The following is a 17,749-nucleotide window of genomic DNA, read 5'->3' as shown; positions in this document are numbered from 1 at the left end:
AAGCTGCGGCGCAGCATGACAACACGGAACGGCACGGTCTAGATTCGTTTTGTCCAACAAATCTATCCACAGGGGCTTCGGAACACCGATGGACCTGGATGAAACGCATGACGACCCGATGGATCGGCGCGGTTTCCTCCGAGCGGCCGGGACCATGGCCGCCATGTTCCCGTGGCTCGCCCTGCCCTACCGTCATTCCCGCGAAGGCGGGAATCCAGCGGCTTATGTCGTGCGACGCCCGGGCGGCCCCTTGCCCGTCGTACCCTCGAGACACGTCCTCCGATACGACACGCCGGCAGCGGAATCGAACCTGCTTCGCGAGGGCCTGCCGATCGGCAACGGTCGCGTTGGCGCGCTGGTCGGCGGCGACCCGGCGTCCACCTGCCTCTACATCACCGACGCCTCGATGTGGCTGGGAAAGCGCGACGTCGTGCTCGGCGACGACGGGCAGTTCGACTATTCCACGGAGCACTTCGGAAGCCTGGTGATGCTGGCCCGGCTCTATGTGTCGATCGAAGGCCACGAGCCGGCCCACGTCACCGGTTACCGGCGCGAGCTCGACCTGGACCAGGGCTACCTGCGCGTCTCGTACCGGAAGGACGGCGTGGCGTATTCGTGGGGCATCTTCGCCAGCCACCCGGACGATGTGGTCGTCATCCATCTGTCCCAGGCCGGTGGTGGCGCCTATAGCGGCACCCTCGCCTTGCACGGCATGCACGGAGACACCCCGCGCGCGGAAGTCCAGCAAGCGCCGATACCCACCGCTCGCACCCACTTCGAAGGAGTGCTGGACAACGGCCTGAGATATGCGACGAACGTCACAGCATCGGCGACGGCCGGCCGCATCGAGGCGGACGAGCGAGGTCTGCATTTTGCGAACTGTGCCGCACTGACGATCATCGTCGGCGGCGGCACCAACTACGTACCGGACCTGGCCATGGGCTACATGGATCCTTCGCTCGATCCACTGGAGCTGGCGACCCGGAAGACCGGTGCCGCCGCCCTGCACTCTCCCGACGTGCTGTTGCATACTCACGTCGCCGACTATCGCGCGCTGTTCGACACGATGCGCGTCGATCTGGGCACGTCGACGGCGACGCAGCGAGCGATGGATACCTGGACGCGCCTCCAGGCCCGGGCGACGGCAGGATCGCCGACGGACCCGGAACTCGAGGCGACCTATCTCCAGTACGGGCGCTACCTGACCATCGCCGGTTCCCGCGACAGCCTGCCGACGGGCCTCCAGGGCCTCTGGCTCGACAGCAACGTGTCGCCCTGGATGGCCGATTACCACAGCGACATCAATATCCAGATGAACTACTGGCTGCCCGACCGCGCCGGCCTGCCCTCCTGCTTCGACCCGTTCACGAACTACTGCCTCAGCCAGGTCGATGCGTGGACCGACGCGACCCGGAAATACTTCAACGATCCGCGCAACGGCTATCGCAACAGCTCGGGAAAGATCGCCGGCTGGACCCTCGGCATCTCCACCAATATCTACGGCGGTGGTGGCTGGCGCTGGCATCCCGCGGGGAATGCGTGGCTGTGCAACAACCTGTGGCAGCACTACCAGTACAACCCGGACCGTTCCTACCTCGCGCGCATCTATCCCCTGATGAAAGGTGCCTGCGAGTTCTGGGAGTCGCGGTTGTTGACCGTGAGCGTGAAGGATCCGGCCACGGGCCGCATGCGCGAGGTGCTGGTCGACGACGCGGACTGGTCACCCGAGCAAGGGCCGACCGATGCCAAGGGCATCACGTACGCGCAGGAGTGGGTTTGGGACCTGTTCGAGAATTACCGTCAGGCCAGTGCGCTGCTCGCTAAGGATGCCGACTACGCCGCGACGATAGCGAAGCTTCAGGCGCGGCTTTACTTGCCCGAGGTCAGCGACAAGACCGGCTGGCTCGAGGAGTGGATGACACCGGACAACCTCGGCGAAGCGGAGCACAGGCACCTGTCGCCGCTGGTCGGCTTCTTTCCCGGCGACCGGATTCGGACCGATGGCAGCCCCTCTACCCTGATCGACGGCGTGACCCGATTACTGGAGGCGCGGGGCACGGGTGGATACGGCTGGGCCTGCGCCTGGCGCGCGATGTGTTGGGCGCGACTGGGGCATGCCGAGAAGGCCTATCGACTCATCCTCACCAACCTGTCGCCATCGAAGCAACGGAGCAATGGCACCGCGCAGAATCTTTTCGACATGTACCAACTCGATGCCGATCACGATGCCTTCCAGATCGACGCGAACTTTGGCACGCCGACAGCCATGCTGGAGATGCTGATCTCGTCGCGACCCGGGTTGATCGTGTTGCTGCCTGCGCTGCCCGAGGCCTGGGCGGCTTCGGGGACCGTGACCGGCTTGGGCGCGCGGGGTGGCTTCCGGGTCGATCTGGCCTGGAAGCTTGGGAAGGTTACGACGGTGACGGTGCGGAGCGTGGGCGGGGAACGGACGAGGTTGAGGTTTGATGGGTGGGAGAAGGACATCGCGCTTCGGCCAGGAGGGTCGGTAAAGCTAACCCTGCCCGGCTCGACGATTTGGCGTCGCTTCAACCCCCTTGACCGTTCTTCCTGAACGGTATGACCCTGCGACCGGCGCGGATTTCACCGCTTCCGTCCGCCTTGAAGTCGTAGTCGAGATCCTGCGAGAGTGTAAACAGCTTTCCGGACGGATCGACATAGAGTCGCTCCGCCGGACTTTCGGGGTCGGCAATGGTCAGCGTGTCACCGTCACGAGCGACCGTAAACGTATGGTTCCCCTGATACCGGTAGGTGCCGGGCAAACGGGTGAGTTGTGCCGGACTGAAGGCAACCGACCGACGCTCGCGCGGACCGAAATCAGGCCACTCATAGGCTTGGGCGACGCTTCGCACCAGGTCTCGCGCGAGGGTGGCTCCCGCCGCGCTGTTCGTCATGACAACGACGCCCTGGCCGCGGGAGGGATACAGCACCATGTAGGAAGCGAATCCGTCCGTGTCGCCGCCTTTGGCGATCCACTGGTTCGCGCCACTGCCGCCCGTATCGAATCCGACAGTCTCGCCGGGAACGACGGGGTCGAGCACTACTTTTGCGACCGACGGCGGAAGCAGGGCCTTGGGTTTGCCGGCGATCGAGTCGGCCAGTGCGAGCAGTGCGTGCGCAAGATCGGTAGGGGTCGACCATAGACCTGCTGCGGCGCTCTCCGGATAGAGATAAACGCCTCCTGGGACGGGTTCATCGGCGGAGCGATGGCCACGGGCATATCGTCCATGCGGCGCGGGAGCGAAGCTGCTGTCGGTCATGTTCGCCGGATCGAGAATGCTCCGCTTCGCCCACGTGGCGAAGGGCTCTTTTGTCACGTCGACGGCAACCTGTTGCGCCACGAAGTAGCCGCCTCCCGAATATCGCCACTCGCTGCCAGGTGCGGAGGTAATGCGGATGGGAGCCGTGTTCGCAGGCGGCTTGCCGTCGAGAATGTCGATCGGGGTCGGAAGCGGTGTGCCGGCTGCATATCCCGGAAAGAAGCTCACGCTGAGTCCGGCGGTATGCGACAGCAACCGGCGCAATGTCACCTCGCTGGCCTTGCCTTTGTCGCCGTCGGGAAGCTTCCAGCTGGTGAGGTAGTCGTTCACAGGGCGGTCCAGCGAGACCTTCCCTTCCGCCGCCAGACGAAGCATCGCGAGCGCTGCCACCGACTTGCTGATCGACCCGGCTTGGAATCGCGTAGAGGGCGTTATCTGTTCGCCGCCCTTGGTGGTGACGCCGTACGTTCCCGACCAGGCGATGTCCCCCTTGTCGATGACCGTGATGGCGACGCCGGGCACCGCAAGGCGCTTCATCTCCTCTGCCAATGTCTCGGCGTGAGCCGGCACGCCTGCAAGCTTGATGGCGGGCACAAGAGACCGTTCCACGACGGCCCTCTCCGCATCGCGACTCGAAACGGGGGCCACCACGAAGAAAGTGATGGCGCTCGTGATCAGCAGAGAATGCGCGAATTTCATCGGCTGCTTCCGCCCGTTATTTGAAAGCAGCCGATATATTAGCGTCACCCGGACAGGCGAGGAACGGGACTAACGGCAGGGATGGCGTTCGCGGAGAGCGGACTCAGACTTCTTCGGCGATCTTTCGCAGCTGACGCTCGAATTCGTCTACGGGCTGACCACCGGAAATCAGGTAGCGGTCGTTGATCACCACTGCTGGTACGCCGTTGATGCCGCGGCTCTGCCACAGGTGCTCGTCCGCGCGAACTTCATCCGCGTAGCGATCGGAATCAAGCACCGCGCGAGCCTGCAGCGGATCCAGTCCGACCTTCTCCGCCGCAGCCACCAGGTTATCGTGGTTCCCTGGATCGCGCTGATCGGTAAAGTTCACCGTGAACAGCTGTCGCTTCAATTCAAGTTGCTTGCCTTCGCCCTTTGCCCACGCGAGCAAGCGGTGCGCGTCGAATGTGTTGTAGATGCGGCTGTCGTCGGACGTATTCATCGTAAAGCCGACATCGGCGGCGCGTGCCCGGATACGCTCACGATTGACACGCGCCTCGTCGAACGAGATGCCGTACTTCTGGTGGATATGCTCCAGGCTGTTCTGTCCACCCGCCGGCATGCGTGGATTCAGCTCGAAGGGGTGGAACGTGAGTTCCGGCTCGATCACGTCGTGCAATCGACCCAGGGCCTCTTCGAGGCCGCCAAGGCCAATAACGCACCACGGGCAGGCAATGTCGGATACGAAGTCGATCTTGATCTTTTTCGACACGGCGGGTTCCTTTAGTCAAAATATCTGGCCGTATCGTATATGGGGCCTCCGACCATCGGCGCAAGGCGTCTTGCGCGGCTCTTGCATGGGGCCGGGATCCCGCGATAACCATCGTTAACGGCCCGCTTCGAGCCAGTTCTCCGCCGCCGCGTCGAAGCCATGGAGAACCTGCCGGACAGCCGCCTGTTCGGATTCGGGGAGTACGGCCGCCATCTCTTTCAGCAGATCCTTCGCCAGTTGGACAACGCGGCTTTGCGGGAGACGAAGTGCCGCCAGTGCCTGCTTTATCACGGCGTCAGCCCCAAGCAGGTTTATCAGCGTCGGATCGGAAAGCACCCGCAGTCCGGTGACAAGCCGTTGCAGCGAGGCATCCACGAGCGACGGGCCTTTCTCGTTGAAATCCGACTGCGCGCGGTCCAGCCAATCCGCGAAGGACTCGTTCTGTATCAGCGCCGCGAGCATGGTCTCGACATCGCCGACGGTCAAGGCGACCGCCGGCGCTGGGGAAAGAGCCTTCTCGAAGATCGAAAAATGCCGGCTTGCCCACTCCAATGTGTCATGCCTCACGGGCAGTGGCCAAAAGACTTTCAGCCCCGTGTCCGCCTCCCCTTCCGCCTCCGATGCGACGCGGCTGCCCAAGCTCGGTGTCGGCAGCAAGAGATAGTCGCTGTACTCCGCGATGGCACCGGCATGACGCGCAGCGAAGGACGCCGCCCTTGCACCCGGCGCCTCGCTCCAGAGGAACCACGCCGGGCTCGGCTCCACCTGGAAAGAGAAGGCCATCAAGTCGGCGGCCAGCACATTCCCTTCGGGCGCCGAGAGCAAGTGATCCCAGTTCCGTCTGAGCAACGGTGGCCCCGCGAGCGCCTCGATGGTCCCAGCGGGCATGACGCCCAGGAACGAACGCAACGCCGCCACATCCGCGTTCGCATCCCCGATCTTTGAAGCGAGTTGCTCCAACGGGTGGACGAGGTCTTCCACGAAGGTTCTCTCTGCCGCGGCATCATCTTGCGAGGCTCGCGAAAGGGTGCGGCGCAGCCCAAGCTGCGCATCCAACAGGTCCAGCAGGATGTTCTCGGACGGCCGCTCGTCGCTGGCCGGATGGTCACTAACCTGGGACCAGCCATATACATGGCGCCCCGCGCCGGACGCCTTCCTGGCGGCTTCCAGGCGCAGCAGCGAAGACTCGTAGGGATGGTCCAGCTCGTCGTTCCGGAGCATCGCCACCGCGGCATGCTCCAGTCGAACAGGTACCGGCAGCCCCTCGGCCTCCAGCGCCAGGCTGAAGACCATGGTCGTCCGGTCTTGCAGGATCAGGATCGGCAGACACACCTGTCGCTGTTCGGGGTGGTCCTGCACGACGAGATAATGGCCCGGCTCGACATCGGCACCGAACACCCGCATGCCCTGTCTTTCCTCGACGAGGATGGCGTCGTCGAACCGCATCGAGAACTCGCCGTCGAAACGTTCGAGACGCAGCCGCTCCGTGTCGCTACGCAGGCGTGCGGTTCGGGCGGCCGGCGTCATGCCCTCATCGACCGGCACCCAAAGGACGAACCGGAAATTACCCGTACCGAGGGAGAATGGCCGCCGCGCCATTCCAGGCGAAACGAACGACGTACCCGCCAATGGAATCGGCGAAGGAAAATCCAGATCGGGAAGCACCATAAGGACGTCCCTCGACGCTTCCACCACCTCCAGCTCATGAACCTGTTCGCAATAGCCGATCCGCTGGCGCACCTTGTACCGACCGGGTTCCAGCTGTAGACGGAGGGCACCGACGCCTTGCGCCACCAGGGCATAGGCCCGATTGACGACATAGAGTTCCGAAGCGCATCCCCGCGACACGATCGATACGCCGACCCGCGACGATTCAGAGGGCGACGGCATGGGAATCCCCCGGGTCGAAGCTGTGAGCGGTCGGGCCGACGGTCAGTTCGTGCGGTCCGCGTGGAAGCTGCAACGTAAACGTCTGGGCACCGTCGGGCGCCTGCTGAATCAGGGGAATCTCCTGCACCCAACTGTAATTCACGTCGCGCCAGAGGATCGACGCGCCCTTTACCGTGGCAACGGCATGGCACACATCCGAACGGAGGCGCATCGTGTTGTCGGGAGGGATCGGTAAAGCACTTCGGAATTCCACGGATACCAGTGGCTGCCTCGACTTGAAATAGACGTCGCCCTGGTCCGGTGAGATCCCGCGAGGCACCGGCGGTATCGGCGGCAACGGATACCAGCTTGACCAGTTGAAGGCGATGACCTGGGTAAGCACGCGCCCGGCAATCATCCCCGCGACATCGCTGGGCGCTTCCTTCAAGGCCCGGAGGAAGGCGTCTGTCATCAATCCCACGACCTTTCCTTCCGAATCGGGAAGCTCCCGCTCCTGGGATTTGCCACGCCGGGGAGCCGCATACAAGGCGTAGACCTTCACCGCCTCCGAGCTGCTGTTCTCCACCCCGTTGAAATCGGGCAGGTTGTAGACGTAGTTGCCCAGGACATCCCGGCAGCAATCCATGATGAGGACGACTTCCTTGAAAAGCTTCCCGCGCTTGACGGCCTCGGCGTAGACGGTCCCAGCGATATTGGAATGGACCAGCCCATAATTGTCGGCACTGAACAAAGCCGCGCTGGGGGCGTTGTCGTCGCTGAGCGAGAAGCCGTGTCCCGAGAAATACAGATACAGCCTTCCTTCACGACGGCGGGGGTTGCCTTCATCGTCAAAGGCCACCTTGTTGAAGCTCCGCGAGAACAGCTCCCTGTTGGGAGACCAGACGGTATCGGGCGGCCAACCCTCTGGCGGTCTTTCCAGCAATGTCGCGGACGTCGTCAGCGGGAATACTTGCTCATCGGGCACGCCCTCATCACCGACAAGCCACGTCTTGATGCGTTCGACGTCGTTCAAAGGGCCATTGAGTTCGGGGAACTGATCGCAGTCCCTGTATCTCGAAATGCCCACCAGAATCGCGAAGTCCTGTGCTGACATATCGGCCTGTCATCCCTTGATGATGTCTTCCAGCGACGTCAAGGTGGGCGCGTCGTTGTCGAAGTCGCCATGGCGCCCCGAGTCGCTGTTCAAGCCCGGCCCCGCGCCCGCGGCCTTCGACCAGACCATTCGTTGCGGTTTGGCGTTGAGGAACGACCGAACCCGCTTCACCGATGCGTCGTTGTCGAACGTCTTTCCCGTGAAGAATCGCTCCATGCCGACCAGGGGCATGTCCAGCGTGCCTGTCCACCGACCGCTTGGCGACACGCTGCCTTCGAGCAGGCCGGAGACGAAGTAAAGGAGGCTGTGCGTGTACAGCGGCCTGAACATCTGGTCGGCGGTCTCCCGGGTGTCGTGCATGGCGAACATGCGGAAATCCTGCAAATAGGTCGCCTCATGCACATGGATCGCCGCAGCGAACCGCTCGCAGGTGATGGCCGGGGCAAGGAATACGACCCGGACGGGTGTCTCCAGGCCTGCCGCTTTCGCCGCGTCGAGGAAATTGCAGATGTAAATAGCACCTGTGCTATGGCCTATCAGCGTGATTTTCTTGAAGCGTTTTCCTTCGTCTTCCATCGCCTTGAGCTTCTGGACCACCAGGTACCCGCATGTGTCGGGGCCTTGATCGAAGCTGTCCTTCGTATCTTTCTTCATGGCGTTCCACACGGCGGCACCGAGCAGGCCGCCAAAGGCGCTGCGCATGACCTCTTCCACGATCGTGCAGTACACGCCGTGATCCCGACCGGCGCGAAAACGCTTCACGACCGCGATCACGATCTTGGCGACGAAGTACGCCACCTTCGCCCAGGTGAAGAAGCCTCTCGTCTTTACCTGCCCCTCGGCGGCAGGCACATCTGGCGGGAACATCTCATCCAGCGCATCCTGGCTGAGATGCAGCACTGCCGCGCGCTTCGTGGTCCCGGCGCCTTTCGTCGAGACGTCGACCTGCGGGGGATTGGCCGCGTTGAACGCTTCCGCCATGGCCTGTTTGAAGGCCGGGTCGTTGTCCAGCTGCTGTTCGATGTCGCTGGCTAGAAGATCGATGTTCGGCTCACCCGCGGCGGCGCGCGCCGTGGCCCCGGGAGCGCCGGCGATATCGGCGTCTTCCACGGGTGGCGCATCTCGCTGGCCGTCGAACCACTGATCGTATTCCGCGCGAAACGTGTCCTCATCGTCGATGGAGCGGCCGCCTGTCCCTTTGAATGAGATGCCTCCGCTGAAGGAAACCTTCTTGAGCACCCATTCGGATACTTTCTTGACCAGTTCCCGAAAGGCCGGGTCCTTCAGAAGGTCTTGCCTGTTGTTGAGGATCGCCTCCTTCAGCCCAGACTCCCAGACGAAGAAGAGTGGATAGGCGCCTGCCCTCGCGTACCTGGGGGCGAGTCGCGCCGCTATGTCGTTGAGTGCGTATTCACGAGCTACAAGGCCACCGTGGAAATGGATGACCAATCCCTTTTCCGGGGCCTGCCCTATCGCCAAGTCCAGAATCCGCACGACTTCGGATACGGCGCTTTGCGGCGGATTCCCTAGCCGCCCGTTGGCGGAAACGAGGTAATGATCCTTCTCCTGCTCATGAAGCTCAGGCATATCTCCCCCTGTCACGATGTCCCCTGGCACCCTGCCGCGCTTCGAAGGAATTCGGTAAGCGCGAAGGCTAGCTACAGGTACGCTAACAGACAGGGGACATCAATCTACCTTTCGGCCGACTCATTCCTGACACTCCGAATGGCTCTGCCGAATTTGCGCATTTGCGCATTTGCGCGAGCAAGCGCTCAGCTGGTGACTTGCTCCACCGCCGCGGCAGACGTCGCCAGCCGCAACTGTTCCCGACACATCTGCGAATGCGCCTCCATCGTGCATTCCACGCTCATCTTCGCGAGCGAACCGATCGCTTCCAGGGCGATCGCGACATGGCGACCCTTGACGGTCTCGTCTTCGTACATCAGATCGGCGATGAACTCGGAAATGCCGCGGATGTATTGCTGCCATTCGATGGCGCGGTTCAGCAGTTCGTGCGCCGTGACTTCGGCATCGGGGTGAATGTTCGGACGGACGGTATTCGCGTTTTCGTTCTCGACAGACATGGCCTGTTCCTGTGGCATGTGCCGCTTCCCGGGTCCAGGTGTGGCACGCCTAAGAACGGCGTGCCACGGGGTGATCAAACGGACTCGCGGTTGACCGGCTGCCCTGTCCGGGCGCCGGGCGGCTTGATTGAGAAGTGGATGACGGCGACGGCCGGGCTTTCACCGGCCCACAGGGCTACCCGCCGGGTGGGGATCGGCTGAGAAAAAACTCGGAAAGCGGCCGCCGCCGCGGTTCTTCAACCGTGTCTGCTACGGCGCAGACGACCCGGCATGCGGTGGGGTTTGCCGCCGGGGGGATTCGGCGGGCGGGCGGGTGCCGTATGATCGTGGGTAGCCACTGATCGACTCCTTGACAGTTGGTTGTGGTTAGCAGGCCTTGTGGTGTGACAGCACCCTTGGCCTGCGCTTATCGTCGCCTTGGGGCGACTGTTGCCTGCGGTGGTTTAGAACTCGCGAAGCAGGCAACGTGGACAACCTATCATTACGTTGGGTGGTTGTCTGTAGGGGGTTGTGAGATCGGGAAAATTCTCATTCCGATGTTGCCATGGACCTCGTCAACACTGCACAAGGGTGGCTGCCTAGCCATCGAACAAGCCGTCTGCGCGCTGGCCTATGTTAGCGAGCAAGGTCTGGTGAACTTCAAAATAGCGCCGATGACAACTACATTTTTGCATCAGTTTGTTAGATTTGGACCCGGTCGATGCGCCGCGAGTTCAGTGACCCATCTCCGTTTTCCAGGCCATCAGCCGATAGAGATTTCGTCCTTTTTGACCCACCCCAATATGTCCGCGTGATACCGATAGAACCCCGAATAGGTGAATAACCTCGGAAGAAAACGGTTTCCAAGAATCCATGTCCTATATGGCGGCTGCCATGACGCACTTTCGGCAAAACAAGGGAAAATGCGACCCGGTCTGCCGCAAAGTTCGGTAGCGTACGCAAGACATTTTCCTTGCCAAGGCGCGTGTGATGCCATCCATCTCCTTGACCGACCTTGTCGACGTGGTTTCCCGCGCGGGAACCGGCAAGGCTAAGAAGGTCGCTGCCATCAAGAATCGTCCGCCGTACCAGCCCCAGACCGACTTTTACAAGGCACTCCGGGAAGGCATTGTCGACGTGCACCAGAAGGGCCTCGGCCGTGATGCGCTCAGGGACATTGCGGCCCATCTCACCGACAAGAAGAAAAAGGCAAACTATCCGGGTGCGGTGACCGGGTACCACAAGTGGTGGGGCAAGAAAACCATTGAGTGGTTCGCGCCAGTAAAGACGCTCTACACCCATGCAGGCATCGATGTGAACGTCAACCCGGAACTCGGTTTGGTCATCGAAGGGCAGCGGACACTCGTCAAACTCTACCTCAAGGCCGAGCCGGTTGGAAAGGTGCGAATCGACCTTGTCACTGCGCTGATGGAAAAGGTCCTCCGGCCGAAATGTCGGAAAGACGATGCGGTTGCCTTGCTCGATGTACGCGCAGGCAAACTATTCCGGCCGGGCAACGACATCGATTCCACTGTTGCAATGGTTGACGCCGAGCTTGCCTATATCGCTGACCTCTGGCCGAAGCTCTAGCGGCTCAGTCTTCAGGCTCGTTAGAGAAAAATTGGGGGGACGTCGGTCGAGGTCGTGGTCGTCGTGGTCAAGGCCGTGGTCGAGGTCGAGCGAATAGACGGAGAGGGCGAAGGCCCCCTTACCTTCACCTTAGGCCGAAATCGACGCGGCGGAAGTCTGTATCGATCTCGGCGTTCGATCGCATGTTTAACCCCTTGCCGGCCGCAGTCGGGCTTCCCTCGGGTCGTAGACCATGTCGGCGATCGAGCCATCCCTGATGCCGGTAACGGCTTCGTCGATAGCGGAGAGCGGCACCACGAACCATTCCCTGGGACGAACAGCCTTGCCGAATCGGTCCGGTATTTCGACCTCCAATTGGACGACCGAGAAGAGACGATGGAACAACTTTTCGAGCTTCGTCCGATTGAGGTTCGACAACCGGTAGGTGGCAACGACCTCGACCTTTGCCATGAGGTAGGTCGGATCGTTTTCAGCATTCGCCACGCGTGCCTCGATGCGGCCTCCGGTGATCCCTATCTTGTGGATCAGCTCTCGATGCTCGGCCACGAACGGCACAGTGGAATCACTTCGGAGCACGTAGATCGTCCCATGCTCGATGTCATCGGGTTCCATGACGTCCCCGAACAGTGGGCCGGCTTCCACTGAGATGATTCGCCGGCCGGTGTCGTCCTTATACAGAGCCCGTTGAAGTGAGCGCTGGAGCAGGTTGCTTTCGGTGCCATTCGAGAAAATCACCCGGAGCCGCGGGTTTGCCTCGCCATTAGGCGTGCGGACCACCTCGCCCACCTCCGCGACGTAGGCAATCTGGCCTGCAAGGATGAAAAAATCCCCTACGACCACGCTGCCATCTCGTCCGAACCGAAGCGTTTTCCGATCACCCGATTTCAACTCCCACTCAGCGCGCTCGAAGAGCGGCTTGAACCTGTCAAAGTCATCGCAGCGCGTCCGGTTCGCCATTTCTTCCGCGGCCATGCGGTCGTCATAGGAGCGCACGTGCCGCAGTTGGGTAATGTCGTCCTCACCTGCCTCGCCCAGTGCAGCCAGCAGATCTTCATCGTCCAACGAAACTTCAGAGGCCTCCGTCGGGCCATCGGCCGACGTAGCCAAGAGTCCGAAGCGGTCAAGTGGCGCCAGGAGGGCGTGGACCGACTCCATGGCTCTCAAGCGATCAAGGCGAACGGCATAGAGCCGCTCGAAGATATCGCGACCTTCTCCGTGAACCGGGATGCGGCCTTGGGTTTCGACGAAATGCAGGATATCTTCGAATCCGGCGATCACGCGCTCTTCGACTGCGGTCCGACCACCAGCCTTCTCAGCAAAGACCTCAAGGCCTAGCTGAGCGAGCAGGTCCTCGTCATTCATTTCAGACATTCGCGTCCCTACGTGCCTGCGCGGCCTTCTGCTGCTGCGTGTAACGCATGAGCGCAGCCACGCCCTCGGCCATCCGTTTTTCCCAAGGATCTTGAGCATTGATGTCCGGATTACGACCGCGCTCCTTCTTGAAGATCAGCGCCCGCTTCGCCAGTTCCCGCGCCTCGTCAACCGGGATCGCTAATCGTTTGGCGGCGATGCTCGCCTGGACCTGACGGAGAGTCTTCTCGTCCATAGCCTTTGCCAAGATCTCGTAGGCCGCACCAAATGGATTGATACGATCGATCAGGTCGATGTCCAGGTCCCGCACGTTGACGAACTTCCGCACCCCATCGATCAACGACGTGCTGCCCTGCTCCCCGCGCGCGTCCGCGTCAGCCAGTTGCTGCTTGGCTTGCTGAGTGAGATTCAGGACGGCGATGGCGTGCTGGCGGATCGCTTCCTGGTCGTTCTCATCTAGCTTAGGAAACCTGTCCCGCACGATCTTGCCGAGCCTCACCTGGGTGAGTTCTTCAGCAAGGGTCCCTTCCTGATCAAACAGCCCTCGCTCAACCGATGGCTTGTCCTGAATGAAGGACGTGATCAGCTCAGTCAGATCCTCGCGGCAAATACGGGCCGCCTCCTCCGACTTCGGCGTGGCCAGTCCATTGATTTCCACGTGAACGGCGCCGGTCTTCGCGTTCACGCCTACATTGGACCGGCCTTCAACATAACCGCCATCGCCATAATCGAAGCCCTCCTTAGGGCCAGCATCTTTCGGCGTGAACTCAAAACGCGGTGCCAGCACCTGTTCCATAAGGAGGCTGGCTGCGATGGCCTTCAACGTGTCGTTGACAGCGTCGGCGACCACAGCGTCATCGGCAGCCGGTTCTGCGATGAGGTTGCTGAAACGTGAGCGCTCCTTACCTGGCGCGTCACGGGTCGCCCGACCAATGATTTGCACGATCTCGGTCAAGCTGCTTCGGTAGCCGATCGTTAACGCATGCTCGCACCAGATCCAGTCGAAACCTTCTTTCGCCATCCCTAGGGCGACGATGATATCCACATGGTCACGGTCGTTCTTATGGGCTGGATCCTTCAGTGCGGCGAGGACCTTAGACCGCTGGGCCGGGTCACGATCGTCGACCAAATCGGCGACCCGCAAAACCCGCCCGCCTTCAGCTGCCGGTAACTGGACGAGGTGGAAGCCCGTGGCGTGGTCCACCCCCTTCCATTCGCCCAAGCTAGACATGATGTCCTCTACCTCACGCTGTTTGTCGCCCAGGCTCTCCCGTGCGTTGACGTTCGGGATATGGACGATCGTCTTGAATGCTGGATCGAGGACGCGTGTGATCGCGTCGATATAGGGGCCGGTGTAGAAGAAGTAGCCTATATCCAAAGACTTCAGCCATTGATATCCATTGAGCTGGTCGTAGTAGGTGTAGGAGACCGTGACGAACCTTGCCTCATCCTCCGGAGCCAGAACCGCCACGGCGTCGCCTCGGAAATAGGACCCGGTCATCGCTACGATGTGGCATTTCCCTCGCGCGATCAGCTGGCCCAACTGGCTGCCGAGTTTGTTTTCTGGATTGCTGCTAACGTGGTGAAATTCGTCAACAGCGATCAGCCGGCCATCGAAGGCCTCTACTCCAAATTCTTCGACAGCAAAGCGGAACGTAGCATGTGTGCACACCAGCACCTGATCCACACTTGCCAGGAACTCACCCACGGCTTTGATCTTGGACTTTGCGACCCTCCCGTTATCTTCCCCAGGAGCGTTACACAGGTTCCACTGCGGTCGGACCACCCAATCCGCTCCGAATCCGTGTTCGGTCAGACGCTCATCAGCGAAGCTTCCTCCGATGGAGCGCTCGGGAACCACGATGATGGCCTGCTTCAGACCCTGGTTATGAATCTTGTCCAGAGCGATGAACATCAACGCCCTGGATTTACCCGAAGCTGGTGGTGATTTGATCAAGAGAAACTGCTCGCCCCTCTGGGCGTAGGCAAGCTCCTGCATTGGGCGCATGCCCAACTCATTGATCTTGGCCGATGCACCCGTTCGGGCCGTCATGATAGAGACGGCTGGCATCGTGCGTTGATTGGTTGGATTCTCTTCCCTGGTCATCACTCTTTACTCCGCTTCTTGGGCCTGACCGGGGCAGCGATCATTTTTGTGTAGAGATCGAATAATTTTTCGAGGCGCTCAGTGTCGTTTCGAAATCGACGACCAATGTAGATACGCTCAAGAACTTCGTCATTTCGCTCATGAGCTCGCCTAAGGTCGTCGGGCATATCATCAGGGTCATACATGTGAGCGATTGTGGCGGGGAAGTTTGCCTCTCGCGCCAACATGATCCCCTCAGCCGCGTGCGCCAGATCGATCCTATTTTGTTCCGTCAGAATAGGCACAGGAAACGTGTTCCACCCGAGCGTGTTCGAGTAGCGATAGTCGGTTTTTATTTTCCCGCACACGGCAGCGATCCAAACCAAATGAAGTCTAGAAGCAAATATGCCTACTTCGTGGAGGTTGAAGTTCGAGAGAAATATAGCACTATCGCCCACGACAACGTCATCCGTGACCAGATCGAAGGGAAGGTAGGGCCTATCCTCAGAACTATGACGAGGAACGATCATGGAGCGCTCGCCTTTGTGCCTGATTTCTCCGAACTGATACGGAATTTCCGCCAACTTGTTAGTCGTATCTCGGCTGCTCTCCGAACGTATACGTCTGACCGACTCTACGCGCTGACGGATCATTGGAATCCTCATCGCAAAATCCACGTCCGATGGCGGGATCCAAAGGCAGTAACGGAACTGGCCATGTATCGTATCGTGCGACCCCAAGAACCTCTTCACAAACCGGGAAGACCTTTGGTCTCGTTCGACGAGCTCAGCCGCCTCTGAGGGCGATAGAAGTAGCCCTCCTCCATCGTTTGGCATCGATCCATTGCTCATGTCAGAAAGAGCAGATATCGGACGTGACGATGGAGAAACTACAGCAATCTGATCGGGAACCAGGTAGGGCCCAATCGCTAACGATTCGCGCGCCATTTCGCCGGAAAAGACAAACTTCGGGCCTGAGGTTCTGGGGCCGAAACCAATAATTGAGACGGTTACCGCTGCCTTTTTGCTCGCCAAGTTTGACCACTTGAACGACGGGCGAGCGAAAAGAATCTCGAGCTCGTTTCCGAGGAACGTCGGCCAATACAGGGAGACCTGCCGACCTTGGTTTATACTGTTGGTCGTGACAAAAGCAGCCTTTGCGCCCGTTCTCAAGATGTAGTCTCTGGCGCGAATGAACCATCCCGCCACGTAGTCGGCCGATTTCGTCGATTTTATGCGACCGGCGAATGCTCGTTCTAAGTCCCTTTTTTGTTCAGCATTCTGATCTTGGCTACCCTTGTAGGGCGGATTCCCGCATACATAGTTTTCGCCACCAGAATTCGCGAACTCTACTTCCAAGGTCGTTTCGAGGCACTCCTTGCTTGTGTCCGGGCCGGTGCCGGCAGCGGGCGGGCACAAGGCTACCCAATCCTCTTCAAGCGCATTCCCGCGAAAAATCCAGTTTTCGGAGTCAAGCGGCAGCGCGTCGGCCAATGCCTCCATTTGCCCACGATGAAGAACATCGCACTGAAATTTCGCAATAATGAGGGCAAGTCTCGCGATTTCAGCGGGGAAATCTCGAATCTCGATCCCACGAAAATTAGTCAAAGGAATTTCAGAGCGCCTTTCTGATTCGGACCGAATTGAATTGATCTGGGCTTCGACCGCCCGCATCTCCTTGTAAGCGATCACAAGAAAATTGCCGCTTCCGCAAGCAGGATCGAACACTCGAATGCGCGAGATTCTCTTACGAAGATTGAGTAATTTAACCTTGTTGTCGCCCGCTAACGCCAGTTGACTCTTGATATCATCCAAGAACAGCGGATTCAACACCATAAGGATGTTTGGGACGCTTGTGTAGTGCATGCCCAAAGAGCCGCGCTCTTCAGCATCAGCAACGGCTTGAATCATCGATCCAAAGATATCCGGATTAATCTCCCGCCAGTCAAGTTCGCCAGCTCGGATCAAGAACGAACGTGCCGCACGCGTAAATCGTGGCACCTCCACGCTACCTGAAAATAGGCCGCCATTTACGTAAGGAAATTGACTAGCCCAGACAGGTGGGCGCGTGCGGTCCCGGTCAGAACGCGCTTGATTCATAACCGCAAAGATCGACTGAAGAACCTGGTGGACATTACTACCGTCCGATTCGGTCATTTGCTCGACGGTGCGGGTGAATACTCCGGACCCGTCAAAGATGTCAGTGTCTTCGGCGAAGAAACAAAAAATGAGGCGGGCCATGAAGTGATCCATGTCACGGCGCCTTGCCGCACTGGCCCACTCAGGATTATTGGATAATAACTCCAGATAAAGCTTGTTGAGGCGACCCGTTGCCCGAATGTCGACCGGGTTGTCCTTCAGTTCCTTAACCGTCGAGATGCCGGCCAGCGGCAGGAAGAACCCGAAGTGGTCGGCAAACTTCTTGAACGCACACGAGAGGTGCTCGCCGCTGACTAAGTCCTCGGCTTCGAACCACTCGCCGTCGGTTGCGAGGATAAATTTGGCTTTACCGTGCGTGGTGGTAAGGCTGGCCCGCAGCGCCTGAATACTATCCGCCACCGTTCCAAGGTCACAGACCACGAGGTGGATGTTATTTCGCCACAGGAGCCCCCCGGGAATATCCGAGGCATTGGTTTCGCCCTTCCGAAGTCGCTTGAGCGTCGTATCCTTCGCGCCAAAGGCCGCCAGAAACGCGTAGGGGAACTCGGGACCATCGAAGTCATCGGCCGCCAGGGCTGAGAGGGCCTCTTCGATCTCTACTGCATTCATTTCGTGACGGTTCCCTTGGAGATGGCGCCGCATGTCGATGCACGGCTGCGTCGGTCATTATCCCTGTCGCGGGCCGCAGCCGCCAAGCGCGGTTCTACGTGCACGCCGTCGACCCAGATATGGTGCACGCCAGGTTGCGAAATTAGTGATGGGGGAGACG

Annotated in this window: 11 protein-coding genes; 2 read left to right on the top strand and 9 right to left on the bottom strand. The window is 60.2% G+C overall.

Annotated features, from left to right (window positions below):
- Positions 1–88: 88 nt before the first annotated feature.
- Positions 89–2,572: a glycosyl hydrolase family 95 catalytic domain-containing protein gene (locus tag HBF32_RS03360; protein WP_166698211.1), complete on the top strand. Its 2,484-nt coding sequence runs from the start codon at positions 89–91 to the stop codon at positions 2,570–2,572.
- On the opposite strand, the gene HBF32_RS03355 is transcribed toward HBF32_RS03360, so the two are convergent.
- The 6 genes from HBF32_RS03355 to HBF32_RS03330 all read right to left on the bottom strand — a co-directional run bounded on the left by HBF32_RS03355 (position 2,547) and on the right by HBF32_RS03330 (position 9,795).
- Positions 2,547–3,977, bottom strand: coding sequence for a serine hydrolase domain-containing protein (locus HBF32_RS03355; protein WP_166698210.1), 1,431 nt, complete (start codon positions 3,975–3,977; stop codon positions 2,547–2,549). The two genes, HBF32_RS03360 and HBF32_RS03355, sit on opposite strands and share 26 nt — an antisense overlap.
- A 103-nt stretch (positions 3,978–4,080) precedes the next feature.
- Complete coding sequence (locus tag HBF32_RS03350) at positions 4,081–4,728, bottom strand: DsbA family protein (RefSeq protein ID WP_166698209.1); 648 nt, start codon at positions 4,726–4,728, stop codon at positions 4,081–4,083.
- A gap of 114 nt (positions 4,729–4,842) precedes the next feature.
- The gene (locus tag HBF32_RS03345; protein WP_166698208.1) at positions 4,843–6,618 is read right to left on the bottom strand and encodes a hypothetical protein; all 1,776 of its coding nucleotides are present in this window, start codon (positions 6,616–6,618) and stop codon (positions 4,843–4,845) included.
- Positions 6,602–7,711: a caspase family protein gene (locus tag HBF32_RS03340; RefSeq protein WP_166698207.1), complete on the bottom strand. Its 1,110-nt coding sequence runs from the start codon at positions 7,709–7,711 to the stop codon at positions 6,602–6,604. The genes HBF32_RS03345 and HBF32_RS03340 overlap by 17 nt, the downstream gene beginning before the upstream one ends.
- 9 nt (positions 7,712–7,720) lie before the next feature.
- A complete protein-coding gene (locus tag HBF32_RS03335; RefSeq protein ID WP_166698206.1) occupies positions 7,721–9,298 on the bottom strand; it encodes an alpha/beta hydrolase in 1,578 nt (525 codons plus the stop codon).
- Positions 9,299–9,483: 185 nt separating this feature from the next.
- Complete coding sequence (locus HBF32_RS03330; RefSeq protein WP_166698205.1) at positions 9,484–9,795, bottom strand: hypothetical protein; 312 nt, start codon at positions 9,793–9,795, stop codon at positions 9,484–9,486.
- A 969-nt stretch (positions 9,796–10,764) separates the two neighbouring features.
- On the opposite strand from HBF32_RS03330, the gene HBF32_RS03325 reads away from it, so the two are divergent.
- Positions 10,765–11,364, top strand: a complete 600-nt coding sequence (locus tag HBF32_RS03325) for a hypothetical protein (protein ID WP_166698204.1) — start codon at positions 10,765–10,767, stop codon at positions 11,362–11,364.
- Between the two features lie 186 nt (positions 11,365–11,550).
- On the opposite strand, the gene HBF32_RS03320 is transcribed toward HBF32_RS03325, so the two are convergent.
- The 3 genes from HBF32_RS03320 to HBF32_RS03310 are packed head-to-tail and all read right to left on the bottom strand — an operon-like array spanning position 11,551 to position 17,589.
- Complete coding sequence (locus HBF32_RS03320) at positions 11,551–12,735, bottom strand: GIY-YIG nuclease family protein (RefSeq protein WP_166698203.1); 1,185 nt, start codon at positions 12,733–12,735, stop codon at positions 11,551–11,553.
- Positions 12,728–14,842 carry a DEAD/DEAH box helicase gene (locus HBF32_RS03315; RefSeq protein ID WP_166698202.1) on the bottom strand — a complete coding sequence of 705 codons (2,115 nt, stop codon included), beginning with the start codon at positions 14,840–14,842 and terminating at the stop codon, positions 12,728–12,730. The genes HBF32_RS03320 and HBF32_RS03315 overlap by 8 nt, the downstream gene beginning before the upstream one ends.
- Positions 14,842–17,589 (bottom strand): class I SAM-dependent DNA methyltransferase, encoded by a 2,748-nt coding sequence (locus tag HBF32_RS03310; RefSeq protein ID WP_166698201.1) that lies wholly within the window; start codon positions 17,587–17,589, stop codon positions 14,842–14,844. Before HBF32_RS03310 ends, HBF32_RS03315 begins: the two co-directional genes overlap by 1 nt.
- Between the last annotated feature and the right edge of the window lie 160 nt (positions 17,590–17,749).

This window comes from Luteibacter yeojuensis, assembly GCF_011742875.1.
Lineage (GTDB): Bacteria > Pseudomonadota > Gammaproteobacteria > Xanthomonadales > Rhodanobacteraceae > Luteibacter > Luteibacter yeojuensis.
This window is presented reverse-complemented; position numbering and strand designations above follow the sequence as displayed.